This window comes from Micromonospora maris AB-18-032, from assembly GCF_000204155.1.
Classification (GTDB): domain Bacteria; phylum Actinomycetota; class Actinomycetes; order Mycobacteriales; family Micromonosporaceae; genus Micromonospora; species Micromonospora gifhornensis.
This window is the reverse complement of the sequence record NC_015434.1, coordinates 1,265,305-1,287,313: the sequence shown is the minus strand read 5'-3', so window position 1 is coordinate 1,287,313 and position 22,009 is coordinate 1,265,305. Positions and strand designations below refer to the sequence as shown.

The 22,009-nt window shown below is 71.7% G+C and carries 16 protein-coding genes; 14 read left to right on the top strand and 2 right to left on the bottom strand.

Features of this window, described 5'->3' with window-relative positions; all coding sequences use genetic code 11:
• Nucleotides 1-3: 3 nt before the first annotated feature.
• A complete protein-coding gene (locus VAB18032_RS05910) occupies nucleotides 4-837 on the bottom strand; it encodes an O-methyltransferase (protein ID WP_013731884.1) in 834 nt (277 codons plus the stop codon).
• 253 nt (nucleotides 838-1,090) lie between these two features.
• Between VAB18032_RS05910 and VAB18032_RS05905 the strand changes: the two genes are divergently transcribed.
• From VAB18032_RS05905 to VAB18032_RS29945, 8 genes are all read left to right on the top strand, one after another.
• Nucleotides 1,091-2,023 carry an LCP family protein gene (locus VAB18032_RS05905; RefSeq protein WP_232510677.1) on the top strand — a complete coding sequence of 311 codons (933 nt, stop codon included), beginning with the start codon at nucleotides 1,091-1,093 and terminating at the stop codon, nucleotides 2,021-2,023.
• 115 nt (nucleotides 2,024-2,138) lie between these two features.
• Nucleotides 2,139-3,689, top strand: coding sequence for a sugar transferase (locus tag VAB18032_RS05900; RefSeq protein ID WP_232510674.1), 1,551 nt, complete (start codon nucleotides 2,139-2,141; stop codon nucleotides 3,687-3,689).
• A 136-nt stretch (nucleotides 3,690-3,825) separates the two neighbouring features.
• Entirely contained in the window at nucleotides 3,826-4,788 is a 963-nt protein-coding gene (locus tag VAB18032_RS31520; protein ID WP_013731881.1) for a glycosyltransferase family 2 protein, read from the top strand.
• Nucleotides 4,788-5,852 carry a glycosyltransferase gene (locus VAB18032_RS31515; protein WP_013731880.1) on the top strand — a complete coding sequence of 355 codons (1,065 nt, stop codon included), beginning with the start codon at nucleotides 4,788-4,790 and terminating at the stop codon, nucleotides 5,850-5,852. Before VAB18032_RS31520 ends, VAB18032_RS31515 begins: the two co-directional genes overlap by 1 nt.
• Nucleotides 5,831-7,132, top strand: a complete 1,302-nt coding sequence (locus tag VAB18032_RS05885) for a lipopolysaccharide biosynthesis protein (RefSeq protein ID WP_081476032.1) — start codon at nucleotides 5,831-5,833, stop codon at nucleotides 7,130-7,132. The genes VAB18032_RS31515 and VAB18032_RS05885 overlap by 22 nt, the downstream gene beginning before the upstream one ends.
• Nucleotide 7,133: 1 nt before the next feature.
• Entirely contained in the window at nucleotides 7,134-8,486 is a 1,353-nt protein-coding gene (locus tag VAB18032_RS05880) for an O-antigen ligase family protein (RefSeq protein WP_013731878.1), read from the top strand.
• The gene (locus VAB18032_RS05875; protein ID WP_158309490.1) at nucleotides 8,473-10,596 is read left to right on the top strand and encodes an acyltransferase family protein; all 2,124 of its coding nucleotides are present in this window, start codon (nucleotides 8,473-8,475) and stop codon (nucleotides 10,594-10,596) included. Before VAB18032_RS05880 ends, VAB18032_RS05875 begins: the two co-directional genes overlap by 14 nt.
• A gap of 56 nt (nucleotides 10,597-10,652) precedes the next feature.
• Complete coding sequence (locus tag VAB18032_RS29945; protein ID WP_081476031.1) at nucleotides 10,653-11,786, top strand: glycosyltransferase family 4 protein; 1,134 nt, start codon at nucleotides 10,653-10,655, stop codon at nucleotides 11,784-11,786.
• A 24-nt stretch (nucleotides 11,787-11,810) separates the two neighbouring features.
• On the opposite strand, the gene VAB18032_RS29940 is transcribed toward VAB18032_RS29945, so the two are convergent.
• On the bottom strand, nucleotides 11,811-13,796 hold the full coding sequence (locus VAB18032_RS29940) for a S1 family peptidase (RefSeq protein WP_013731875.1): 1,986 nt from the start codon (nucleotides 13,794-13,796) through the stop codon (nucleotides 11,811-11,813).
• Nucleotides 13,797-13,961: 165 nt separating this feature from the next.
• Here VAB18032_RS29940 and VAB18032_RS05860 point away from each other — a divergent pair, with 165 nt between their 5' ends.
• From VAB18032_RS05860 to hutH, 6 genes are all read left to right on the top strand, one after another.
• Nucleotides 13,962-14,810, top strand: a complete 849-nt coding sequence (locus VAB18032_RS05860; protein WP_013731874.1) for a MurR/RpiR family transcriptional regulator — start codon at nucleotides 13,962-13,964, stop codon at nucleotides 14,808-14,810.
• Nucleotides 14,811-14,823: 13 nt separating this feature from the next.
• Nucleotides 14,824-16,467 carry a urocanate hydratase gene (hutU, locus tag VAB18032_RS05855; protein WP_013731873.1) on the top strand — a complete coding sequence of 548 codons (1,644 nt, stop codon included), beginning with the start codon at nucleotides 14,824-14,826 and terminating at the stop codon, nucleotides 16,465-16,467.
• An 11-nt stretch (nucleotides 16,468-16,478) separates the two neighbouring features.
• Complete coding sequence (locus tag VAB18032_RS05850) at nucleotides 16,479-17,699, top strand: allantoate amidohydrolase (protein ID WP_013731872.1); 1,221 nt, start codon at nucleotides 16,479-16,481, stop codon at nucleotides 17,697-17,699.
• Between the two features lie 91 nt (nucleotides 17,700-17,790).
• Nucleotides 17,791-19,149 (top strand): formimidoylglutamate deiminase, encoded by a 1,359-nt coding sequence (locus tag VAB18032_RS05845; RefSeq protein ID WP_013731871.1) that lies wholly within the window; start codon nucleotides 17,791-17,793, stop codon nucleotides 19,147-19,149.
• A 98-nt stretch (nucleotides 19,150-19,247) separates the two neighbouring features.
• On the top strand, nucleotides 19,248-20,402 hold the full coding sequence (gene hutI / locus VAB18032_RS05840; protein WP_013731870.1) for an imidazolonepropionase: 1,155 nt from the start codon (nucleotides 19,248-19,250) through the stop codon (nucleotides 20,400-20,402).
• Complete coding sequence (gene hutH / locus VAB18032_RS05835; RefSeq protein WP_013731869.1) at nucleotides 20,399-21,934, top strand: histidine ammonia-lyase; 1,536 nt, start codon at nucleotides 20,399-20,401, stop codon at nucleotides 21,932-21,934. Before hutI ends, hutH begins: the two co-directional genes overlap by 4 nt.
• The last annotated feature ends 75 nt before the right edge of the window (nucleotides 21,935-22,009 follow it).

The window sequence follows — 22,009 nt, the reverse complement described above, 5'->3', positions numbered from 1 at the left end:
CGGTCACCATGCCACGCCGATGCCGTCCCCGGGGTACCAGTGGTTCGCCGGGGTCTCCCGGTAGGCGAGGAACTTCCGGCCGGTGCGCTCGGCGTGCCGGGCCAGCACGTTGGTGTGGGTGACGTTGTCGGTGAGCAGCATCGCCCCGGGGGCCAGTTTCGGCTCGACGGCCTCGAACTCGCGCTTCTCGTACGCCCGGCTGTGGTCGCTGTCGTGCAGGAACAGGTCGACCGGCTGGTCCAACGCGCTTATCGACTCGACCGAGTCACCGATGACCAGGTCGATCACCTCGGACCAGGGCGCGACGCGGGCGAGATAGCCGGCCTCGGGGTTGATGTCGATGGAACTGACCCGACCGGGGTGGCCCTCGGCGGCGTTGCGCAACAGGGCTGCGGCCAGGACGCAACTGCCCAACCCCTTGTCCACACCGGTCTCCACGATGTGCGCGGGTCGGCGGGCGCGCACGATGGCGTACCACCCGATGCGCCGGGCGTACCGGACCTGCTTGTCGGCCAGGCCACGGCGCGCGGCGCTGCCGATGGTGGAGGCGATGTGCTGGCGCAGCGCGTCGTCCGACTCGATCTCGTCCAGGTACCCGCGGACATGCGCGACCGGCAGGTCACACACCACGCTCACGAACCAGGCCAGGTGGCTGCGGCTGAGCTTGGTCAGCTCGTACGTGTAGTTGTGGTGTTCGCGGGAGGCGAGCAGCCATCGGGCCGAGGTGCGCAGCACCTTGGCGTCGTGACGGGCCACCGTGACCAGCCGCTTCGGAAAGGCGGCAACGGGGGCGAGACGGGTCCGGGCGATGGCCCGACGCAGCTTGACGGCATCCACTTGTGGGTTGTACCAGACGGACCGAAACATCGGGGTAACACGATGACCGACGCTCGGCGCTATTCCCGACCCGCCGGGGCAGCCCGCATACGTCAGGTTCAGTAGCATCGCGCCCATGTCGAGTGGAGAGCAGGCCGGGACGGTCGTCCCGGAGCAGACACTGCCGGCGGGGGACACCGACGGGTCGGAGAATGCGGCAGACCCCACGGCGAGGAAGCCGCGCCGACGGTGGCTGCGGATCACGCTGATCAGCGTGCTGGTGTTGGCACTGGTCGGGGTCGGCGCAGTGGTGGCCGCCGGTTTCTATCTCAAGTCGGTCGAGTCGGACATCGAGCGGCTCGACGCGTTCGACGGCATACCCGAGGAGACCCGGCCCGAGGTCGTCGAAGCGGGCGCCTTGAACATGCTGATCCTCGGTAGCGACTCGCGCGATCCGGAGAGCACCGGCGGTTCCCGCGCGGACACCATCATCCTGGCGCACGTGCCGAAGGACCGTTCCGGGGCGCAACTCGTCTCCATTCCCCGGGACACCTGGGTTTCGATCCCGCGCACCAAGGAGGGGCGTGGCGGTCGCGACGCGAAGATCAACGCCGCGTACGCCTGGGGTGGCCTACCGCTGATGGTGCAGACCGTGGAGCAGTACACAAAGGTTCGGATCGACCATGTGCTGATGGTCGACTTCGCCGGATTCACCGAGATCATCGACGCTCTCGGCGGCATCGAGGTCAACTCGGAGAAGAAGTTCACCTCGATCCACCCACCCTTCCGCACCTTCGAGCAGGGCAGACAGCGAATGGACGGGGCGACCGCGCTGGATTTCTCCCGCCAACGCAAGCAGTTCGCCGACGGTGACTTCACCCGGATCAAGCATCAGCAGCAGGTCATCAAGGCAATTCTGGACAAAGCCGCATCAGGTGGGATTTTGACAAATCCCAGCAATCTCAATTCCTTCGTCCGCGCCACCTCCAGCGCCGTATCCGTCGACAAGGACATGTCCCTTGTCGACATGGCAATGGACCTGCGAGGCCTGCGCGGCAACGATCTGACCTTCATGACCAATCCGACAAAGGGCACCGGACGGGTCGGCAGCGAGAGCGTGGTATTCGACGATTCGGACAAAGCGGCGAACTTCTACGACGCAGTTCGGCGGGACTCGGTCAAAGAAATTCTCAACCTAGGCAAATAGGGCATGAATTGTTCCGGCGGCTCTGGCGGCTGTCGCCGGAGCCGCCGTATCCTGCGTTCGCTCCGGTGGCTTCTCAGGCGTCAACGGATGTCACTCCACGGGGGAGGATCCACACATGTCGAGGCAACCTGTCATGGGTTTCCCGGCCACCATCGCACCCGGTGAGGAGGGGTCACCCCGCCTGGGGCACCGATCGGAGTCGACGGAAACGGACGACGACGGGGACCCTCCGCACGAGGGCACCGCGGCCGATGCGGGATCGACACCGGCGGAGAACGGCGACACCGCGCGCCCCGGCCTGGACGCGACGGCGGTACTTCCCTACCCCGGCTCCCGCACCTCGACCCGCACCCGGGGCCTGCGCGCCTGGATGTTGACCGCACCGGTCGACGTCGCCGCGCTGTTGTCGCCACTGCTGATCGACCAGCAGTACTGGCGCGGCACCCTGGTCATGACCGCCCTGACCGTGGCCATCTTCGCCGCCGGCGGGCTCTACCAGGCCCGCCGGCACGTGAGCATCCTCGATGAGATCCCGAGCCTCTGCGGCCGGTTGCTGGCCGCCGCGGCGATCGTCGTCATCATCGCCGCGCTGCGCCACGACTCCCCGGAATACCTCGTCGAGTTCATCCGCGGCATAGCGGTGGCCGCCGTCCTGGTGCTCGCCGGTCGCCTGCTCACCCGGGAGATCGCCACGCTGGCCCGCCGGCAGCGGTGGGTGGAACACAACGCCATCGTCATCGGCAGCGGCCCGACCGCCGTGGAGCTGGCCCGACTCCTGCGCCGCTATCCCCGGTACGGGCTGCGGTTCGTCGGCCACGTCGACAGCCCCTCGGCGACGGCCACGTCCACCACGCCCCTGATCGGGACGCTCGACCAACTCGAATACCTGGTCCGGCTGACCGAGTGCGACGTGCTGATCATCGCCGACCCGGAGTGCCCCGAACTGGTGCTGATGGAGATCCTCCGCCACCCGAAGGTCGCCACCTGCGACCTGTGGGCGGCACCCCGGCTCTGGGGGTCCCGGTCGCACGGCGACCACATCGGCGCCATCCCGATCGTCAAGGTCGGTGACACGACGCTGTCGGGGCCGCACTGGGCACTCAAACGCACCTCGGACGTGATCTTCGCTGCGACGGCGTTGCTGCTGCTCAGCCCGATTCTGCTGCTCAGCGCGGGGCTGGCGTTCCTCGACGGTGGCCGGGGGATCTTCTTCCGCCAGGAACGCATCGGTCGACACGGCAAGCCCTTCGACATCATCAAGTTCCGCACCATGCGGCCGCTCAACGAGCACGAATCCCAGACGAACTGGTCGATCGCGCACGACCGGCGGGTCTCGCCCATCGGTCGTTTCCTGCGGCGCACCTCCCTGGACGAGCTGCCGCAGCTGTGGAACATCCTCAAGGGCGACATGAGCGTCGTCGGGCCGCGGCCCGAGCGGCCGTACTTCGTCGAGAAGTTCTCCGCCGAGTACCCGAGCTACGCCATGCGTCACCGGGTGCCGGTCGGGCTCACCGGGTTGGCCCAGGTCAGTGGCTTGCGCGGGGACACCCCGATCTCCGACCGGGCCCGGTTCGACAACTACTACATCGAGAACTGGTCACTGTGGCTGGACGCCAAGGTGCTGCTGCGAACCGTGGCCGAGGTGTTCCGCGGTGGTGGCCGCTGATCGACCGGTCAGCGCCCGGATTCGGGTGGGCGGTAGGCTCCGCTCCGATCGGCTTCGGGACATGCGCATCGACGGTCCTCGCCGTACGCGCCGCCACTCGGCATGGTGGCGCCCAGCCCAATTCTTGGAGAATCCGATGCCGGACGTTTCGGTGGTCATCCCGACGACGGGTCGCCCCAGTCTCGCGGAGGCGGTCGCCACGGCCCGCGCCCAGCAGGGTGTGTCCGTACATCTGGTGGTGGTCTGCGACCTGGCCGAGGTGCCGACCGGCGTGACAGACCTGCGCGACCAGATCGACGAGATCGTCTGCACCGGCGGCGGCCGGCGGGGCTCGTACGCGCGCAACCTCGGGGTCCGGCACGCCGCGCCCGGCAGCCACATCGCCTTCCTGGACGACGACGACGCCTGGCTGCCGCACAAGCTCGTGGCCCAACTGCCGGTGCTGGAACGGCTGGCCGGCGAGGGCTGGCTGCCCGTGGTGTCCTCCCGCACGCTGCAACGCAAGGCGGGGAGCAGCCCGCTACCGACCGCCGTACCGACCACGCTGATCGCCGACGGCGCGCTGCCGGAGGACTATCTCTTCCGTCGCCGGCACCTCGGGGTCGGTCGCCAGTCGCTGCCCACCTCGACGCTGCTGACCACCGCCGACCTGGCGCGACAGTGCCCGTGGGACGAGACGCTGCCCCGGCACCAGGACTGGGACTGGCTCGTCCGGGCCGCCCGGATCCCGCGAGCGAAGATCGTGCAGATCGAGGAGGCCACCGCCATCTACACGGTGGGCAGCCCGGGATCGATCTCGGCCAGCGCGGACTGGCGTACCTCCTGGGACTGGGCGCAACGCTGGGAGGGGGTGTGGGCACCGGAGACGTTCTCCGACTTCATCGCCGCCCAGACCCTGCGCTACGCGGTGCAGGCCCGCGACCGCGAGGGCGTACGCGAGATGGTGCGCGCCATCCGCCGCAACCGTCCCCCGTCGGCCCGCAACGCCGTCCTCGCGGCGCTCGGGCTGGTGCCCCGGTCGGCGCTGGAGCGGGTGGCGATGCGCGGTTCGCGGACCACGGGTGGCGGCGACCCACTCCAGGCCGACGGGACCCGTTGATGCGCGTGCACTTCGTGCTGGCCCAGCTGGAGCCGCTCTACGGCATGGAACGTGCCGCCGTGCTGCTCATGCGGGCCTTGCAGGAGCAGGGCGTCGAGGTCTCGGCGACCGTGCTGTCCCGCTCGATCCCGCCCGGCCTGGACGATCTGACAGTCGACACCCTCGGGCTGGGTACCCGGATCACCCGCCTGCTGGAGGCGGTCCCGCCGTTGCGGCGTCGGCTGCGGAACCTGCCGGCGGACGTCCGGATCGTGGCGAGCGGCCTGTGGGCCAGCCTGCCGGCCGGTGCCGCCCTGGCCGGTTCCGGTCGCCGCTTCGTCGGCTGGGAACATTCGCTGCTGCCGGAACGGTTGCGCTTCGATCGCCGGGTCCGCACGCTCGCCCGGCTGGCCCGGACCAACGGACTACGGCCGCAGCTGGTGGTCGCCGTCTCCGACGGGGTGGCGCGCACCGTACGGCAACTCGCCCCGGGGCAGTCGGTGCTGACCATTCCGAACGTGCTGCCGCCCAAGCCGTTCGTGCCGCCCCGCGAGGTCGCCGACCGCGAGCGGATCACGCTCGTCACCGCCGGCGCGTTCCGCCCGATCAAGAACCACGTCGGCGCGCTCGAAGCCCTGGCGCTGCTACCCGCGCACTACCACCTGACCCTCGCCGGCGACGGCGCGGAGCGTGAACTCCTGCACGAGCGGGCGTCCGCGCTCGGGTTGGCCGGGCGCACCACCTTCCTGGGTCGGGTGCCGCAGGTGGCGGGGCTGCTCGCGGAGGCGGACGTGCTGCTGCACCCGTCCCGGGCCGAGACGTTCGGGTTCAGCCTCCTGGAGGCCGCCGAGGCCGGGCTGCCCGTTGCCGCCCTGCCGGTGCCGGCCGTGGACGAGATGATCCCGACGTTCGTGCCGGGCATCCTGGCCCGGGACACCTCACCGGCCGCGCTCGCCGACGCGGTCGTACGCCTGACCGGCGACCAGCGGCCCACCGTCACGGACTTCGAGAAGGCGTGGCACAACCGACGCGCGGCACTGGATCCGGCCGAGGTGGGCCGCCGATGGGTGGAGGCCCTGAGGTGACGGCCGGTCACGGTGAGAGCTTCCTGCGCAAGTTCGGCAAGTTCTTCACCGGCAACCTGCTGCGTACCCTCGCCCAGGGCGTGCTGTTCGTGTTGCTGGCCCGGGAAATGCCGATCGACACCTACGGCCTGTTCGTCGGTGTCACGGCCCTCATCGCGGTGGTGTCGCCCTTCGCGTCGGCCGGCGCGCCGAGCCTGATCATCCAGAACTACGCCGACTCGCCGGCCGACTGGCCCCGCCACCTGTGCCGTGGCCTGTTCCTGTCGACGGTCTTCGGCGGGGCGGCCACCGTGTTGGTAAGCGCCGCCGGCCTGGCGATCTGGGGCGCGCAGATCGGCCTGGTCGACCTGCTCTGTCTCGCCTTCGCCGATCTGGTCGCCTGGCGGCTCATCGAAGCCGTGGCCGCCTCGTTCCATGTCCGTGGCCGGATCATGCTGGCTGCCCTCATTCCCGCCCTGCTGCATGTCTGTCGGCTGGCCGGAGCAGCGGTGCTGGCCCTCTCGGACGAGCCGGTCACGCTGCGCGGCTGGGCCACCACGTCCGTGGTGATCTCCGTGGTCGTGTGCCTGCCGGTGCTCCTGGCCGGGCTCAGTGGCGCCGCCGTCGCGTCCCTGGGCGTCGGCGGTGCGTTGCGGCAGGCCCGCACCGGGATGTTGTTCGCGGTCGGTCTCTCGGCCCAGTCGGTGTACAACGACAGCGACAAGGTCATGCTGTCCCGCCTGGGCACCCCGGAGAGCGCCGCGATCTACGCCGCCGCCTACCGGGTGGTCGATCTCGCGTACACCCCCGCCCGGACCATGGGCGCGGTGGCCTACCCCGGGTTCTTCGAGGCGGGGCGCAACGGCCCCCGGGAAGCGCTGCGGATGGCCCGTCGGCTGGTGCCGCGCTTCCTGGCCTTCAGCGTGCCGGTGAGTCTGCTGCTCGTCGCGTTCGCCTGGATGATGCCGCTGGTCTTCGGGCCCGACTTCGAGGCGGCCATTCCGGCACTCCAGGGGCTGAGCGCACTGCTGGTGCTGAAGTCGCTGCACTACCTTGCCGCCGACGCGCTCTCCGGGGCGCGGATGCAGGGCCGGCGGACGATCTGTCAGATCGGCATCGGCGTGCTCAACGCGCTGCTGAACCTGTGGCTCATCCCGGTCTACGGGTGGCAGGGTGCGGTGGTGTCCAGCCTGGTCTGCGACGCGCTGCTCGCCGTACTGCTCTGGGGTTGTCTCGCCGCCGCCGTCCGCCGCGACCGGGCCGGCGCACCTCCTTCGCCGCATTCCATGGAAAGGGTCTGAGGTGACCACACTCTTCGCCGTCCTGCTCAGCGCGGGTGGCCTCGTGGCGGCCGGTTGGCTGGTCCACGCGCGTCGGGCCGTCGTGGCCGCCTTCGGCAGCGGCGCGAACGCCGTCGCGTTCCTCGGGTTCGTGGTGCTGGCGAACGCCGCGCCCGCGATCGCCGGTGAGCACTCGTCGGCGCTCATCGGCCTGCTGGTGCTCGCGCTTGTCGGCTGGCTGGTGGCCGTGGGCCGGCGACGGCTGTGGGCGCTGCCCGAGTTCTGGCGGCGGATCTGCCTGGGGCTGGCCGCGGCACTGCTCGTCTGGTGCCTGGGCGTGGATCTCCTCTCCGGTGACGGCGTGTACGGGTCGAGGATGCCGGCGTACGCCACCGCAGGGCTGCTCCTGGTCGCGGCCTGGCTGATGGCGGCCGGCACCACGGTGAGCCTGCGCGCGATGGCGTACGCCGGGCTGGCCGTCCTGTCGGTGCTGACCATCCCGACCGCCGTCTACGGGCAGGCGTGGCGGGCCTGCACCGGCGGGCAGTTGGAGAAGTGCTCGGTCGCGGGGGCATTGTTCAAGAGCTTCTACAACTCCGAGAACTACGTCGCCCTGATCGCCTCGTTCACCGTGGTCGCCGCCGCCTGCGCGCTACGTGGGGCGGAGCGGGTGGCGGTGCTGGCGTTCGGTCTGCTGATCATCGTCGCCACCGGGTCCCGGACCAGCTATCTCGCGCTCGCCGCGGCGGGCGTGTGGGTGCTGGGTGCCGTGCTGCTGCAACGGCGGCGGCCGTACCCGCACATCAACCTCGCCCTCTGCACGGCGCTTGTCGTCGGGGCCGCCGCAACGGCGACGTATCTGACCTGGAGCGCGTCCCGCACCACCCTGAGCAACCGGGGCAACATCTGGGTCCACGTGCGGGAGTACATCGCCGGGTCGGAGGCCACCGGCGTCGGCGTCTCGAAGTGGTACTACCTGCGGGACATCGGCGAAGCGCCGTACCACTTCTTCCACTCCGGTTACGTACTGGCGATCTTCTCCGGTGGTTTCGTCGGCCTGGCGCTGTTGACCTTCCTGCTGGCCGCCCTGCTGCGCGCGCCGGTCGCCGACGGCCGGGCGTTCACCGCCAAGGCCCCGGTGGCGCTCTTCGTCGTCTACTCGTTCACCGAGGTGGTCTGGAACCCGCTCTCTGTCGACGGCTTGACCTGGATCTTCGTCGTGATGGTCCTGATCACGTCCACGTCAGGGGCGACGGATTCCGCTCCGGTTGCCGCCTCGGCAGCCGGTGCCGACCGGCCGGGACCGCTGGCCCGGCTGCGCCGGACCGCCGCTCGACCGCCCATCGGCCATGCCACACCTGATGCGCGAGACTGACCGGGCCACGTCCTTGCGTACGGTGCCGGGCGAACCTTTCGTCGCCCGGCAACCCACCGCTGCACGGCCCCGGTTCCGTCCGGACATTCAGGGGTTACGGGCCTTCGCGGTAGTGGTGGTGATCCTCGAACACGTCCTCGGCCGGCCCGCCGGCGGGTTCGTCGGCGTCGACGTCTTCTTCGTGATCTCCGGCTTCCTGATCACCAGCCTCCTGCTCGACGAGCACGACCGCGTCGGTCGGATCTCCTTCGCGAACTTCTACCGTCGACGGGCACGCCGCATCCTGCCGCTGGCGATGCTGGTTCTCGGGTGCACCTTCCTCGCCTCGTCGCTGCTGTTCATCGGCGACCGGGTCAGGTCGACGGCCTGGGACACCATCTGGTCCGCCCTGTTCGCCGCCAACTGGCGGTTCGCCTCCACCGGCACGGACTACTGGCAGACCGACGGGCCGGTCTCGCCGCTGCGGCACTACTGGTCGCTGGCGGTCGAGGAGCAGTTCTACCTCGTCTGGCCGGTGCTGCTGGTGGTGGTGCTGGGCCTGGCCGCCCGCCGGGGCCGGTACGGCAGCAGTGCCCGGTGGGTGACGGGTCCGGTGCTCGGTGCGGTCGTGCTGGGCTCGGTGCTGTTCGCGCTCTGGGAGGTCGAGCATCGCCCGACGGTGGCGTACTTCTCGACCTTCTCCCGGGCCTGGGAACTGGGCGTCGGCGCGCTACTCGCGGTGCTGGCACCGCTGTTGGCCCGGATACCGGCGCCGGCCCGTCCGGCGTACCAGTGGCTGGGGCTGGCCGGTCTGGTCGTCTCGGTGCTCGCCATCACCGCCGAGTCGCCCTTCCCGGTGCCCGGTGCCCTGCTGGCGGTGATCTCGACCGGGCTGGTCATCGCCGGGGGTGTCGGCGGGCAGCGGCTGATGTTCCCGCTGACCAACCGGGTGGTCCGGTACGTCGGCGACATCTCCTACTCGCTCTACCTGTGGCACTTCCCGCTGCTCATCCTGATCGGCGCGGTGATCCCCGCAGGCCCGACGGCCGTCGCGGTCCTCACGCTCGGCGGCACGGTCCTGCTCTCGGTGCTCTCGTACCACTTCGTGGAGGATCCGGTTCGTCGGTCGGCCTGGCTGGAACGGCGGCAGCCGGGGACGCCCACCCGGCGGACCAGGGCGACGGTGGTTCGTCGGTGGGCCGCGCCGGTGGCGGTGCTCAGCCTGGTGGCCGCGGTCGTGGTGACGGCGACCCGCCCGCCTGCGCCGCAGCCGCCGGAGACCGTGGCGATCACCTCTCAGGACGAGCTGACGGCGCAGATCGCCACCGCGTTGGCCGCCGACGACTGGCCGGTGCTGACTCCTCCCCCGGGTGAACTGGGCAGCCTGCGCTTCACCGACGGGGACGGGCAGGGCTGCCGGCCGGCGATCCGGGACGGCAACGACTGTGCCGTCACGGGCCCGCGCCCGCGCCGGCTGGCAGTGGTTGTCGGCGACTCCATCGCCAGCGCCTGGCTGCCGCTGGTGCGCCGGTCCCTGGAGCCGGCGGGGTGGATGGTCCAGGATCTGACGTACGCCGGTTGCCCGTTCCTCGCCGCCGACACCGTCTCGCCGATCGAGCGCATCACCCGAGCCTGTCCGGGGCATCGGCGGACGGTACGGGCGTTCATCGAGGACCGGCGGCCGGATCTGGTGGTGGTGAGCAACGCCTACCACCAACGGTTCGCCGACGTCGGCGGCCGCCCGTCGCTGCCGGACTGGGAACGGGCCGCCCACCTCGCCCGGGAGCAGTGGCTCGCCAGCGCGGCGAAGGTCATCGCCCTGCAACCGCCACCGTCGGGTAAGGATCCGAAGAGCTGCATCACCCGGGTCTCCACCCCCGAGGACTGCGTGTCGCGGCTCGACGCCGAATACCGGTCGTACGCCGAGGCCGACCGGCGGGTCTGGGGCGGGCAGGGCACCTGGCACATCGCCACCACGGACTGGTTCTGTCAGGCCGGTCGCTGCCCGATCTTCGTCGGCGGCGTCGTCGTGCGACGCGACGGCAACCACGTCACGGCCGAGTACGCCCGCAAGTTGACTCCGCTGTTCGACGAGGCACTGGCACCGATTCTCGGCAAACCCGAGGACTAGAACGAGGCGACCGCCCGCGCCCGCACCATCGACGGCGCTGCGGCAGAATCCCCGCCATGAGAATCGCTGTGTCCGCCGTCGAGGGACGCGCCGACGACGTCCACACCTGGTCGGGGATCCCGGCCAACGTGGTCCGGACGATGCGCGACCTGGACGTCGATCATGTGGTGCTCGATGAACCGTCGCCCCTGCTCGTACGCTCCGGCAAGCTCGTCGCGGCGGCCTCCAAGCGGGCGGGACACAAGCTGAACTGGGAGGTGGAGCCCCGACTGGTGCGCCATCTGACCCGGCAGATCCAGGCGCAGGCCCGCCAGGCGAACGCCGATCTGCTGCTGCTGCTCGGTTGGCACACCCTCGGTGTCGAGCCCGGTGACGTCCCGGCGGTGATCTGGACCGACGCCACCTACGCCCAGCGGGTGGAGCGGGCACCCCACTGGCAGCACCTCTCCGGCCGCACCCGGGGCCAGGTCGAACCGGTCGAGGGTGAGTCGCTGCGCCAGATGGCGGCAGTGGTCATGTCGTCGACAGTCGCGTACGAGGACGCCGCCGCCCGGTACCGGGTCGACCCGTCCCGGCTGCACCGCATCGGCTTCGGCGCCAACCTGACCGCGACCCAGGCGGGACCGCGCTCGCGCATCGGCGACCCACCACGGCTGCTGACCGTGGGGGTGAAGTGGGAACGCAAGGGTGTGGACCGCTCGGTGCTGATCGCCGACGAGTTGCACCGACGGGGAATCCCGGTGCATCTCGACGTGGTCGGCGTACGGCCGCCGGACGACTCGTGGCGACGTGACCATGTCACCTACCACGGTTTCCTGCACCAGGACCGCGAGGCGGACCGGAACCGGCTGCAACGGCTCTACGCGGATGCCGACCTGTTCCTGCTACCGACCCGCAACGAGCCGTTCGGCATCGTGTTCGCCGAGGCCGCCGCGTACGCTCTGCCGTCGCTGGGCAGTGCGGTCGACGGCGTACCGGACGTCGTGCAGCATGACCGCAGCGGGATCCTCCTGCCGGTCGACGCCACCGCGCAGCAGTACGCCGACGAGATCGCCGCCCTGCTCGCCGCGCCGGATCGCTACGCCGACCTCAGCCTCGGTGCGCTCACCCACTACCGGTCGTCGCTGACCTGGGACAGCGCCGTGCGTCGGGTACTCGACGTGTGCGAGATCGCGGTCAAGCAGGACTGACCGGATCGCCGACGGCCGGGCCGCCTACCGGTTCGGCCGTCGACGGGACCAGATCAGCACCCCGAGCCCGGCCAGGAAGGCGACGCCTGCGACGACGAGTACCGGCACCGCCCAACCGGGCCGCCGCTCGGCGGTGTCGCCCCCGGCGGCGACGGCCGCCTCGCGGTACGCCGCCGCCAACGCGTTGGTCGGGGACTGCTCCGCGACCTCGGCGAACTGCCGGGCCGCCTTCGCCTCGTCACCGCCGAAGTAGGTCTCCAGAGCGCTGCGGTAGGTCTGGTCCGGCTCGCCGAGCTGGTTCGCCACACCGGCCGCGTCGAGCAGCCTGGTCATCCGCGACACCGGCACCACGAGGCGGTTCGGCCGTTCGGGCGCCAGCAGGTCGTTGTCCAACATCCCGACCACCCGCCCCTGCGCGTCGATCGCGATCCCGCCACGTGAGTACCCCCCGATGTCCGCGTTGATCCGGTAGACCGAGGACTCGATGTCCACCTCGGTCACCTCGACCGGCGCGGAACGCACGGTGTAGGTGGCGGAGCGGTATTCCGCGTCGGTGGTGGCGTAGCCGAGAACGTGCAGCGCCGTCCCCGCGGCGATGGTGGCGGAGGTGTTCAGTTCGGCGACCGGAAGGTCGGCCCGGTCGAGCTTGACCAGCGCGAGGTTGCCCTCCTCCAGGGTGAACGTCCGCAGCACGGTGCCCGGGATCGCCGGGTCGTCCTTGAGGTCGCCCTGGGACACGTTCAGCTGTCCGTGCAGGATGACCGCCGGCTCGGTGCCCGCATCCGGGCCGGTGAAGGCGCTGCTCGCCTGACGACCCCGCACATATCCGCCGACCTCGCCGGCCTTCAGCTTGCCGTCGGCGACCAGGGTGTCGGCCAGCGAGCCGAGCGCGTGTTCGAGCAGGATGTCCACAGTGGGCGCCACGCACTGGCCGTTGGTGAGCAGATGCCCGTCGCGGTTGATCACGACGCCGGTGCAGCGACGGCTGAAGGTGAAGGGCTCGGGGTGCAGCAGGGCGTTGTCCTGCTTGTTCCGGACGTAGCCGGTGAAGATGGCCTCAAGGAACACCACGGCCGGCGCGGCCGTGGCGAGGGCGTGCTCGGCAGGGCTGCGGGGCGTGGCCTCCGCCCAGGGCTTGAGCCCGGGCTGGGGTGGGGTTTCGGTCGGTGCGGTGGCCACCGGCGGGGTGTCCGTGTCGCCCGCCGAGATGGCCCAGATGCCAGCGCCTCCGCCGATGGCGGCCACCAGCAGGAGGGCGGCGATGGCGATCCAGAGGCCGCCCTGACGCTTGCGGGAGGTCGACGGTTGGATCCGGCGGGCCGGCGAGCTGAACGGGTCGTGCCGCAGCGGATCGTCGACGGTGGGGCCGAAGCCGGGCGAGGCCGGTGCGCCCGAGACCGGATCCGAGTAGACCGGCTGCGCGGATACCGGCCCGGCCGGCTGTGGCGCCGCGAACACCGGCTGCGGCGGACCGGACACCGCTTGCGGCGGACCGGACGGATACTGCGGCGGGCCGGACGCGGGCTGCGCAGCACCGGAGACGGGCTGCGGCACACCGGATACCGGCTGCGGCGGGCCAGAGACCGACTGCGGCACGCCGGATGCCGGCTGCGGCACACCGGGGACGGTTTGCGGGACGCCGGAAACCGGGTGGGGGACGCCGGAGACGGGCGGGGACACCGCCGGTGGGGCGGAGGGGGGCACGGGTTGGTACGCGACACCGAGCGCCTGGAACAACTTCTCCGCCGCCGGGCCGGCCTCCGGGCCGTACGCGACCCACGGGGCGGCCGCCGAGAAGTCGGCGTACACGAAGGGGGTTCCGCCGGGTGTCTGGGCGAGGTGGTTGACGATCCCGGCGAACGCTTCCCGCCAGCCGGGGGCGGCGGCCACAGTGGCGTCCAGGACGGCGACGGTCACGAACCGGCCCTGCTGGTCGAGGGCCGCCCATGCTTTGCCGACCGGCGATCCACCCAGCAGATGGGTGTACCGGTAGGGACCGTCCGGCTGCATGGCAACTCCTCTGCTCAATCGCCGTGCGGATCCTACCGAGCCACCGCACCTCAGCCGCCCCGCCGGTGACCGCACGCCGGGCCATCGCGGCGAAGTCGCAGCTCAACGACGAGCCATGAGATCGACCACTTGCCCGGTGAAAGTTTTTATGCACACAATCTCGGAATGAATGAAGGGGCTGCCATCGCGCCGACCGAACGGGTCGTCGGCCTGTTCGACGGCGTCCGACTCACCCCGACCCAGCGACGCATCGCGCACTGCCTGGTGCAGCACGCCCCCGCCGTCGGCTACCTCTCCGCCGCCGAGGTCGCCGAGCTGGCCGGCGTCAGCCAGCCGTCGGTCACCCGCTTCGCCGTCGCGCTGGGCCACGACGGCTATCCCGCACTGCGTCGACGGCTGCGCGAACTCACCGCCGCCGCCCCCGGCCCGGCCACCGCCGGCAACGAACTCCAACAGGCGGTACGCGCCGAGATCGGCAACCTGGACCGGCTCGCCGAGCAGCTCACCGACCGGGAACGGTTGGCCGAGACAGGTCGACTCCTGGCCGCCAGTCGACCCCTGCCGGTGCTGGGGCTGCGGGCCGCCGCCCCGCTGGCCGCCTACTTCGCGTATTTCGCCGCGAAGGTGCACCCGGACGTGCGGGTGCTCGACGACGGGGGCAGCCTGCTCACCGACCGCATCGAACAGGCCGCCGAGGCCGGGGCGAGCGCCCTGCTGGCCCTCGTGCTGCCCCGCTACCCCCGGGAGACCCTGGACGCGCTGCGCGAGGCGCGCGTCGCCGGGCTCACCGTGGTCGCGATCACCGACTCGCCGGTCAGCCCGGCGGCCGAACTCGCCGATGTGGTGCTGCCCGCCGCGGTCGGCACCCAGCTCGTGTTCGACCTGCACACCGCCCCGATGACCCTGGCCATGGTGCTGCTCCAGGCGATCTGCGACGCCGCCCCGGCCGAGACCCAGCGGCGGTTGGAGGCGTTCGAAGCCTCCGCCGCCCGTCGCCAGTTGTTCCTCGGTTAGGAGGAGACACACCATGACCCACGCAGCCCCCGGTCCCGTCCGGGCCGCCCGAGGCCCGGAACGCACCGCCCGTGGTTGGCCGCAGGAGGCGGCTCTGCGGATGCTGATGAACAACCTCGACCCGCAGGTCGCCGAGCGCCCCGACGACCTGGTCGTCTACGGCGGCACCGGGAAGGCGGCGCGGGACTGGCCGTCCTACCACGCCCTGGTGCGCACGCTTACCGACCTGCGGGACGACGAGACCATGCTTGTGCAGTCGGGCCGGCCGGTCGGGGTGATGCGGACCCACGAGTGGGCGCCCCGGGTGCTGCTGGCCAACTCGAACCTGGTCGGTGACTGGGCCACCTGGCCGGAGTTCCGCCGACTGGAGCAACTCGGGCTGACCATGTACGGCCAGATGACCGCCGGATCGTGGATCTACATCGGCACCCAGGGCATCCTCCAGGGCACCTACGAGACGTTCGCGGCGGTGGCCGCCAAGCGCTTCGACGACACCCTGGCCGGCACGTTGACCCTGACCGGCGGCTGCGGCGGGATGGGCGGTGCGCAGCCGCTGGCGGTGACCATGAACGGCGGCGTGTGCCTGATCGTGGACGTCGACCGCAGCCGGCTGGACCGCCGGGTGCACGACCGCTACCTGGACGAGGTCGCCGACGACCTGGACGACGCGGTGCAGCGGGTCCTCGCGGCGAAACGGGACCGTCGGGCGCTCAGCGTCGGCGTGGTCGGCAACGCCGCCACCGTCTTCCCCGAACTGCTGCGTCGGGGCGTACCGATCGACATCGTCACCGACCAGACAAGCGCCCACGACCCGCTGTCGTACCTGCCGGTGGGGGTGGAGCTGGACGACGCGCGGGACTACGCGGCGGCCAAGCCGGCCGAGTTCACCGACCGGGCCCGGGAGTCGATGGCCCGGCACGTCGAGGCGATGGTGGGCTTCCTCGACGCCGGTGCGGAGGTCTTCGACTACGGCAACTCGATCCGGGGCGAGGCCCGCCTCGGCGGGTACGAGCGGGCCTTCGACTTCCCCGGCTTCGTGCCGGCGTACATCCGGCCGTTGTTCTGCGAGGGCAAGGGACCGTTCCGGTGGGCGGCGCTCTCCGGCGACCCGGCCGACATCGCCGCCACCGACCGGGCCATCCTCGACCTGTTCCCGGAGAACGAGTCCCTCGCGCGGTGGATCCGGTTGGCCGGCGAGCGGGTGGCCTTCCAGGGTCTGCCGGCCCGGATCTGCTGGCTCGGCTACGGCGAACGCGACAAGGCGGGCGTACGGTTCAACGAGATGGTCGCCTCGGGTGAGCTGAGCGCACCCGTGGTGATCGGCCGGGACCACCTGGACTGCGGCAGCGTCGCCAGCCCCTACCGGGAGACCGAGGCGATGGCCGACGGCTCGGACGCGATCGCCGACTGGCCGCTGCTCAACGCGCTTGTCAACACCGCCAGCGGTGCGTCCTGGGTGTCCATCCACCACGGTGGTGGGGTGGGTATCGGCCGGTCCATCCACGCAGGTCAGGTCTGCGTGGCCGACGGCAGCACGCTGGCCGGGCAGAAGATCGAGCGGGTGCTCACCAACGACCCGGCGATGGGAGTGATCCGGCACGTCGACGCCGGCTACCCCACCCCGCACACCGACGTCCGCATCCCGATGGCGGAGTAAGGAAGGGCCCCTTGTTAACGCATACGGTAGAGGAAGGGCCCCTTCTTAACAGGTTCCGCAGGCTGTGGGACGAGATCGCGCCGATCGGCCGCGACGGGCGCAGCGGCGGCTACCTGCGCTACGCCCTCACCGAGCCGGAGCTGCGGCTACGGGAGTGGTTCCGGACGCAGGCCGACGAGCGGGGCATGCCGGTCACCGAGGACGGCAACGGCAACCTGTTCGCCTGGTGGGGTGACCCGGACGCCGGTGACGCCGTGTTGACCGGCAGCCACTTCGACTCGGTGCCGCACGGCGGGGCGTACGACGGGCCGCTCGGCATCGTCAGCGCCTGGCTGGCCGTGGACGAACTGCGTGCGGCCGGAGTCACCCCGAGCCGGCCGCTTGTCGTCGCCGCGTTCGTCGAGGAGGAGGGGGCTCGCTTCGGCGTACCCTGCCTGGGGTCGCGGCTGCTCACCGGGCAGATCGACGTCGAGCGGGCGGGCGCGTTGCGCGACGCGGCCGGGGTGAGCTTTGCCGAGGCGTTGGGCGCCCGACCTGCGGGCGGCGTCCCGGCGCTGCTGGGCCGCTTCGGCGCCTTCGTGGAACTGCACGTGGAGCAGGGCCGCGCGCTCGTCGAGCAGGACGCGCCGGTCGCGGTGGCCACCGCGATCTGGCCGCACGGCCGCTGGCGCTTCGACGTCACCGGCGAGGGCAACCACGCCGGTACGACCCGGATGGCCGACCGCCGCGACCCCATGCTCACGTACGCCTTCACGGTGCTCGCCGCCAACAAGGAGGCCCGGCTGCGCGACGCCCACGCCACCGTCGGCCGGGTGGCCGTCGAACCGAACGCCACAAACGCCATCCCGTCGCGGGTGACCGGCTGGCTGGACGCCCGCGCCGCCGAACCGGAGACGCTCACCGGCCTGGTCGAGGCGGTCCGCACCAAGGCCGTCGAGCGGGCCCGCCGCGACGGCACCGAGATCACCCTGACCGAGGAGTCGGCGACCCCGCTGGTGGCTTTCGACAACGGGCTGACCGACCGGCTGGCCCGACTGCTGGACGCCCCGGTGCTGCCCACCGGCGCGGGCCACGACGCGGGGGTGCTGGCGGCGCACGTACCGACGGCGATGCTCTTCGTCCGTAACCCGACCGGGGTGTCGCACTCCCCCGCCGAGTCGGCCGACGACGTCGACTGCGCCGCCGGGGTGATCGCCCTGGCCCGGGTGCTGGAGGAGCTGGCATGTCGCTGAGCACGGTGACCGAACCGGCGCGGGCGACCGCCCGGTCGGGTCATGATCGGTTGATGGCGCACACGGTTCCGCTCGACAGGGGGCAGCCCCGATGACGTCGACCCGCTGGCTCGCTGAGTACGCCTGGTTGCCCGAACGGGCCGCGCCGACCCCGGAAGTGCTGATCGAGACGGTCAACGGCCGGATCACCGCAGTCACGCCGCTGTCGCCGGGCGGCCCACCGGACGCCGGGGTCGACGTGCTGGCCGACGCGGTTTGGCTGCCAGGGCTGACCCTGCCCGGCCTGGCCAACGCCCACTCGCACGCTTTCCACCGGGCGCTGCGCGGGCACACCCACGGTGGGCGCGGTGACTTCTGGAGCTGGCGCGACCAGATGTACGCGGTGACCGCCCGCCTGAACCCGGACTCCTACCTGGCGTTGGCGCGGGCGGTCTACGCCGAGATGGCCCTGGCCGGGATCACCTGCGTCGGCGAGTTCCACTACCTGCACCACGGTGCCGGCGGCACCCCGTACGACGACCCGAACGCGATGAGCGCGGCGCTGGTCGAGGCGGCGGCGCACGCCGGGATCCGGCTGACCCTGCTGGACACCTGTTACCTGACCGCCACAGTGGACGGTCAGCCGTTGACCGGTTCGCAGCTGCGCTTCGGTGACGGTGACGCGCTGCGCTGGGCCGACCGGGTCTCCGCGTTCACCCCCGACGGCAGGCACGCCCGGCTCGGCGCGGCGATCCACTCGGTGCGCGCGGTGCCCGCCGAGCAACTCGCCACGGTGGCCGGCTGGGCGCACCGGCGGGACGCGCCACTGCACGTGCACCTGTCGGAGCAGCCGGCCGAGAACGACGCCTGCCGGGCGGTGCACGGGCGGACCCCGACCGGGCTGCTGGCCGACCACGGCGTGCTCGGCCCGGCCACCACCGCGGTGCACGCCACCCATCCGACAAGCGGCGACATCGGCCTGCTCGGGGAGAGCCGCAGCGGGGTCTGCCTCTGCCCCACCACCGAACGGGACCTCGCCGACGGCATCGGCCCGGCCCGCCGGATGGCCGAGGCCGGCATCCCGCTCAGCCTGGGCAGCGACAGCCACGCCGTGATCGACCCGTTCGAGGAGGCCCGCGCGGTCGAACTGGACGAGCGGCTGCGTACCCGCAAGCGGGGGCATTTCGCCCCGGCGGAGCTGTTGCACGCGGCGAGTGCGGCCGGACATGCCGCGCTGGGGTGGACCGACGCCGGGCGGATCGCCGTCGGTGGCCGCGCCGACCTGGTCACCGTGCGGCTGGACAGCGTACGCACCGCCGGGGTCGCCCCGGCCGGGGTCTGGTTCGCCGCCGGCGCCGCCGACGTCACCCAGGTGGTGGTGGACGGCCGGGTCCTGGTCCGCGACGGCCACCACCTCACCGTCGACGTACCGCAGGAACTGGCTGACGCCATCGCGGAGGTGACACCGTGAGCGCGAGGAGTGAGCTTGCGAGCCCCGCAGTCGCGAACAAAAGAGGGCACAGCGTCGGTAGTCTGCTGATCCACAACATCGGTGAGTTGGTCACCAATGTGGCGGGCACGGGTGAGGGCGGGCCGCTGGGCATCCGGCGACGCGCGGCGATGCTCGTCGAGCAGGGCGAGGTGGTCTGGGTAGGTCCGACCGGCGACGCCCCGGCCGCCGACCGGCGCATCGACGCCGAGGGCGCGGCGGTGCTGCCCGGCTTCGTGGACAGCCACGCCCATCTGGTCTTCGCCGGGGACCGGGCCGCCGAGTTCGCTGCCCGGATGGCCGGGCAGCCGTACACCGGCGGCGGCATCCGCACCACGGTCGGCGCCACCCGCGCCGCCTCCGACGACGAACTGCGCGCCACCGTGCGCCGGCTGCACGCCGAGGCGTTGCGGCAGGGCACCACCACGATCGAGATCAAGAGTGGGTACGGCCTGACTGTCGCCGACGAGGCCCGCTCGCTGCGCATCGCCGCCGAGGTCAGCGGGGAGACCACCTTCCTCGGCGCGCACGTGGTCCCCGCCGAGTACGCCGACCGCCCCGACGAGTACGTCGGGCTGGTGTGCGGGCCGATGCTGGCCGCCGCCGCACCGTACGCCCGCTGGATCGACGTGTTCTGCGAACGGGGCGCCTTCGACGCCGACCACGCCCGCGCGATCCTCGCCTGTGGCCAGGCTATGGGGCTCGGCGTGCGGGTGCACGCCAACCAACTCGGCCCCGGCCCGGGGGTGCAGCTCGGGGTGGAGTTGGACGCGGCCAGCGTGGACCACTGCACCCACCTGACCGACGCCGACATCGACGCGCTGGCCTCGACGGCCGTCGACACACCGGCCGGGCCGCAGACGACGACCGTGGCCACCCTGCTGCCCGGTGCCGAGTTCTCCACCAGGTCGCCCTACCCGGATGCCCGTCGACTGCTCGACGCCGGTGTCACAGTGGCGCTGGCCACCGACTGCAACCCCGGTTCGTCGTACACCTCGTCGATGCCGTTTTGCATCGCGCTGGCCGTACGCGAGATGGGGATGACCCCGGCGGAGGCGGTGTGGGCGGCGACCGCCGGTGGCGCGCGGGCGTTGCGCCGCGACGACGTCGGGGTGCTGCGGCCCGGCGCCCGGGCCGACCTGATCATCCTCGACGCCCCGTCCCACCTGCACCTGGCCTACCGGCCGGGGGTGCCTCTGATCCGCCAGGTCCTGCACAACGGAGTACCGCGATGACCGTGACCATCCAGCCCACCGGAATCTGTCCCGCCGACGTGCTCGCCGTGGCCCGGGGCACCGCCAAGGTCGTCCTCGACCCGGCCACCCTGGACGCCATGGCGACCAGTCGGTCCATCGTGGACGGCATCGAGGCCGCCGGCCGCCCGGTGTACGGCGTCTCCACCGGCTTCGGGGCGCTGGCCAACACCTTCGTGGCCCCCGAACGCCGCGCCGAGTTGCAGCACGCGTTGATCCGCTCGCACGCCGCCGGGGTCGGTGCGCCGATGCCCCGCGAGGTGGTCCGGGCGATGATGCTGCTGCGGGTCCGCTCGCTGGCCCTGGGCCACTCGGGCGTCCGCCCGCTTGTCGCCTCGGCGCTTGTGGACCTGCTCAACCACGACGTCACCCCGTGGGTGCCCGAGCACGGTTCGCTGGGCGCCTCGGGTGACCTGGCGCCGCTGGCGCACTGCGCCCTGGTGCTGCTCGGCGAGGGTTGGGTGCTCGGTCCCGACGGTCAGCGGCTGCCCGCCGCAGACGTGCTGCGCCAGGCCGGGCTCGCCCCGATCGAGCTGGCCGCCAAGGAGGGGCTGGCGCTGATCAACGGCACCGACGGCATGCTCGGCATGCTGCTGCTGGCCATCGACGACGCGGCGCACCTGTTCACCATGGCCGACGTGACCGCCGCGCTGGCCATCGAGGCGATGCTCGGCTCGGACCGACCCTTCCTGCCGGAGCTGCACGCCATCCGCCCGCACCCCGGGCAGGGCCGCTCGGCGGCCAACATCCACCGGCTGCTGCAGAACTCCGCGGTGATGGACTCGCACCGCGACGACGTCGACCACGCGGTGCAGGACGCCTACTCGATGCGGTGCGCCCCGCAGGTGGCCGGCGCGGCCCGGGACACCCTGGACTTCGTGCGTACGGTGGCCGGGCGGGAACTGCTGTCGGTGGTGGACAACCCGGTGGTGCTGCCGGACGGCCGAGTCGAGTCGACAGGCAACTTCCACGGCGCTCCGCTCGGGTTCGCCGCGGACTTCCTGGCCATCGCAGCCGCCGAGGTCGGCGCGATCGCCGAGCGCCGGGTGGACCGGCTGCTGGACGTGACCCGCTCCCGTGACCTGCCGGCGTTCCTCTCCCCCGATGCCGGGGTGAACTCCGGGCTGATGATCGCTCAGTACACGGCGGCCGGCATCGTCGCGGAGAACCGCCGGTTGGCCGCGCCCGCCTCGGTGGACTCGCTGCCCACCAGCGGGATGCAGGAGGACCACGTCTCGATGGGCTGGGCGGCGGCCAAGAAGCTGCGTACCGTGCTGGACAACCTGACCAGCCTGCTCGCGGTGGAGCTGCTGGCCGCCGTACGCGGACTGCAACTGCGGGCCCCGCTGACCCCGTCACCCGCCGGGCGGGCCGCCATCGCCGCGCTCGGCGAGATCGCCGGCGAGCCCGGCCCCGATGTCTTCCTCGCGCCGGTGATGGAGGCCGCCCGCGAGGTGGTCGCCACCCCCACCCTCCGCACCACCATCGAGCAGGCGGTCGGCACCCTCGACTAGCTCCCTGGACCTCGGCACCGTCGGGATCTTGGTACGGCAGCGCCCCTGGAGGGGCGATTTCATACCAAGATCCCG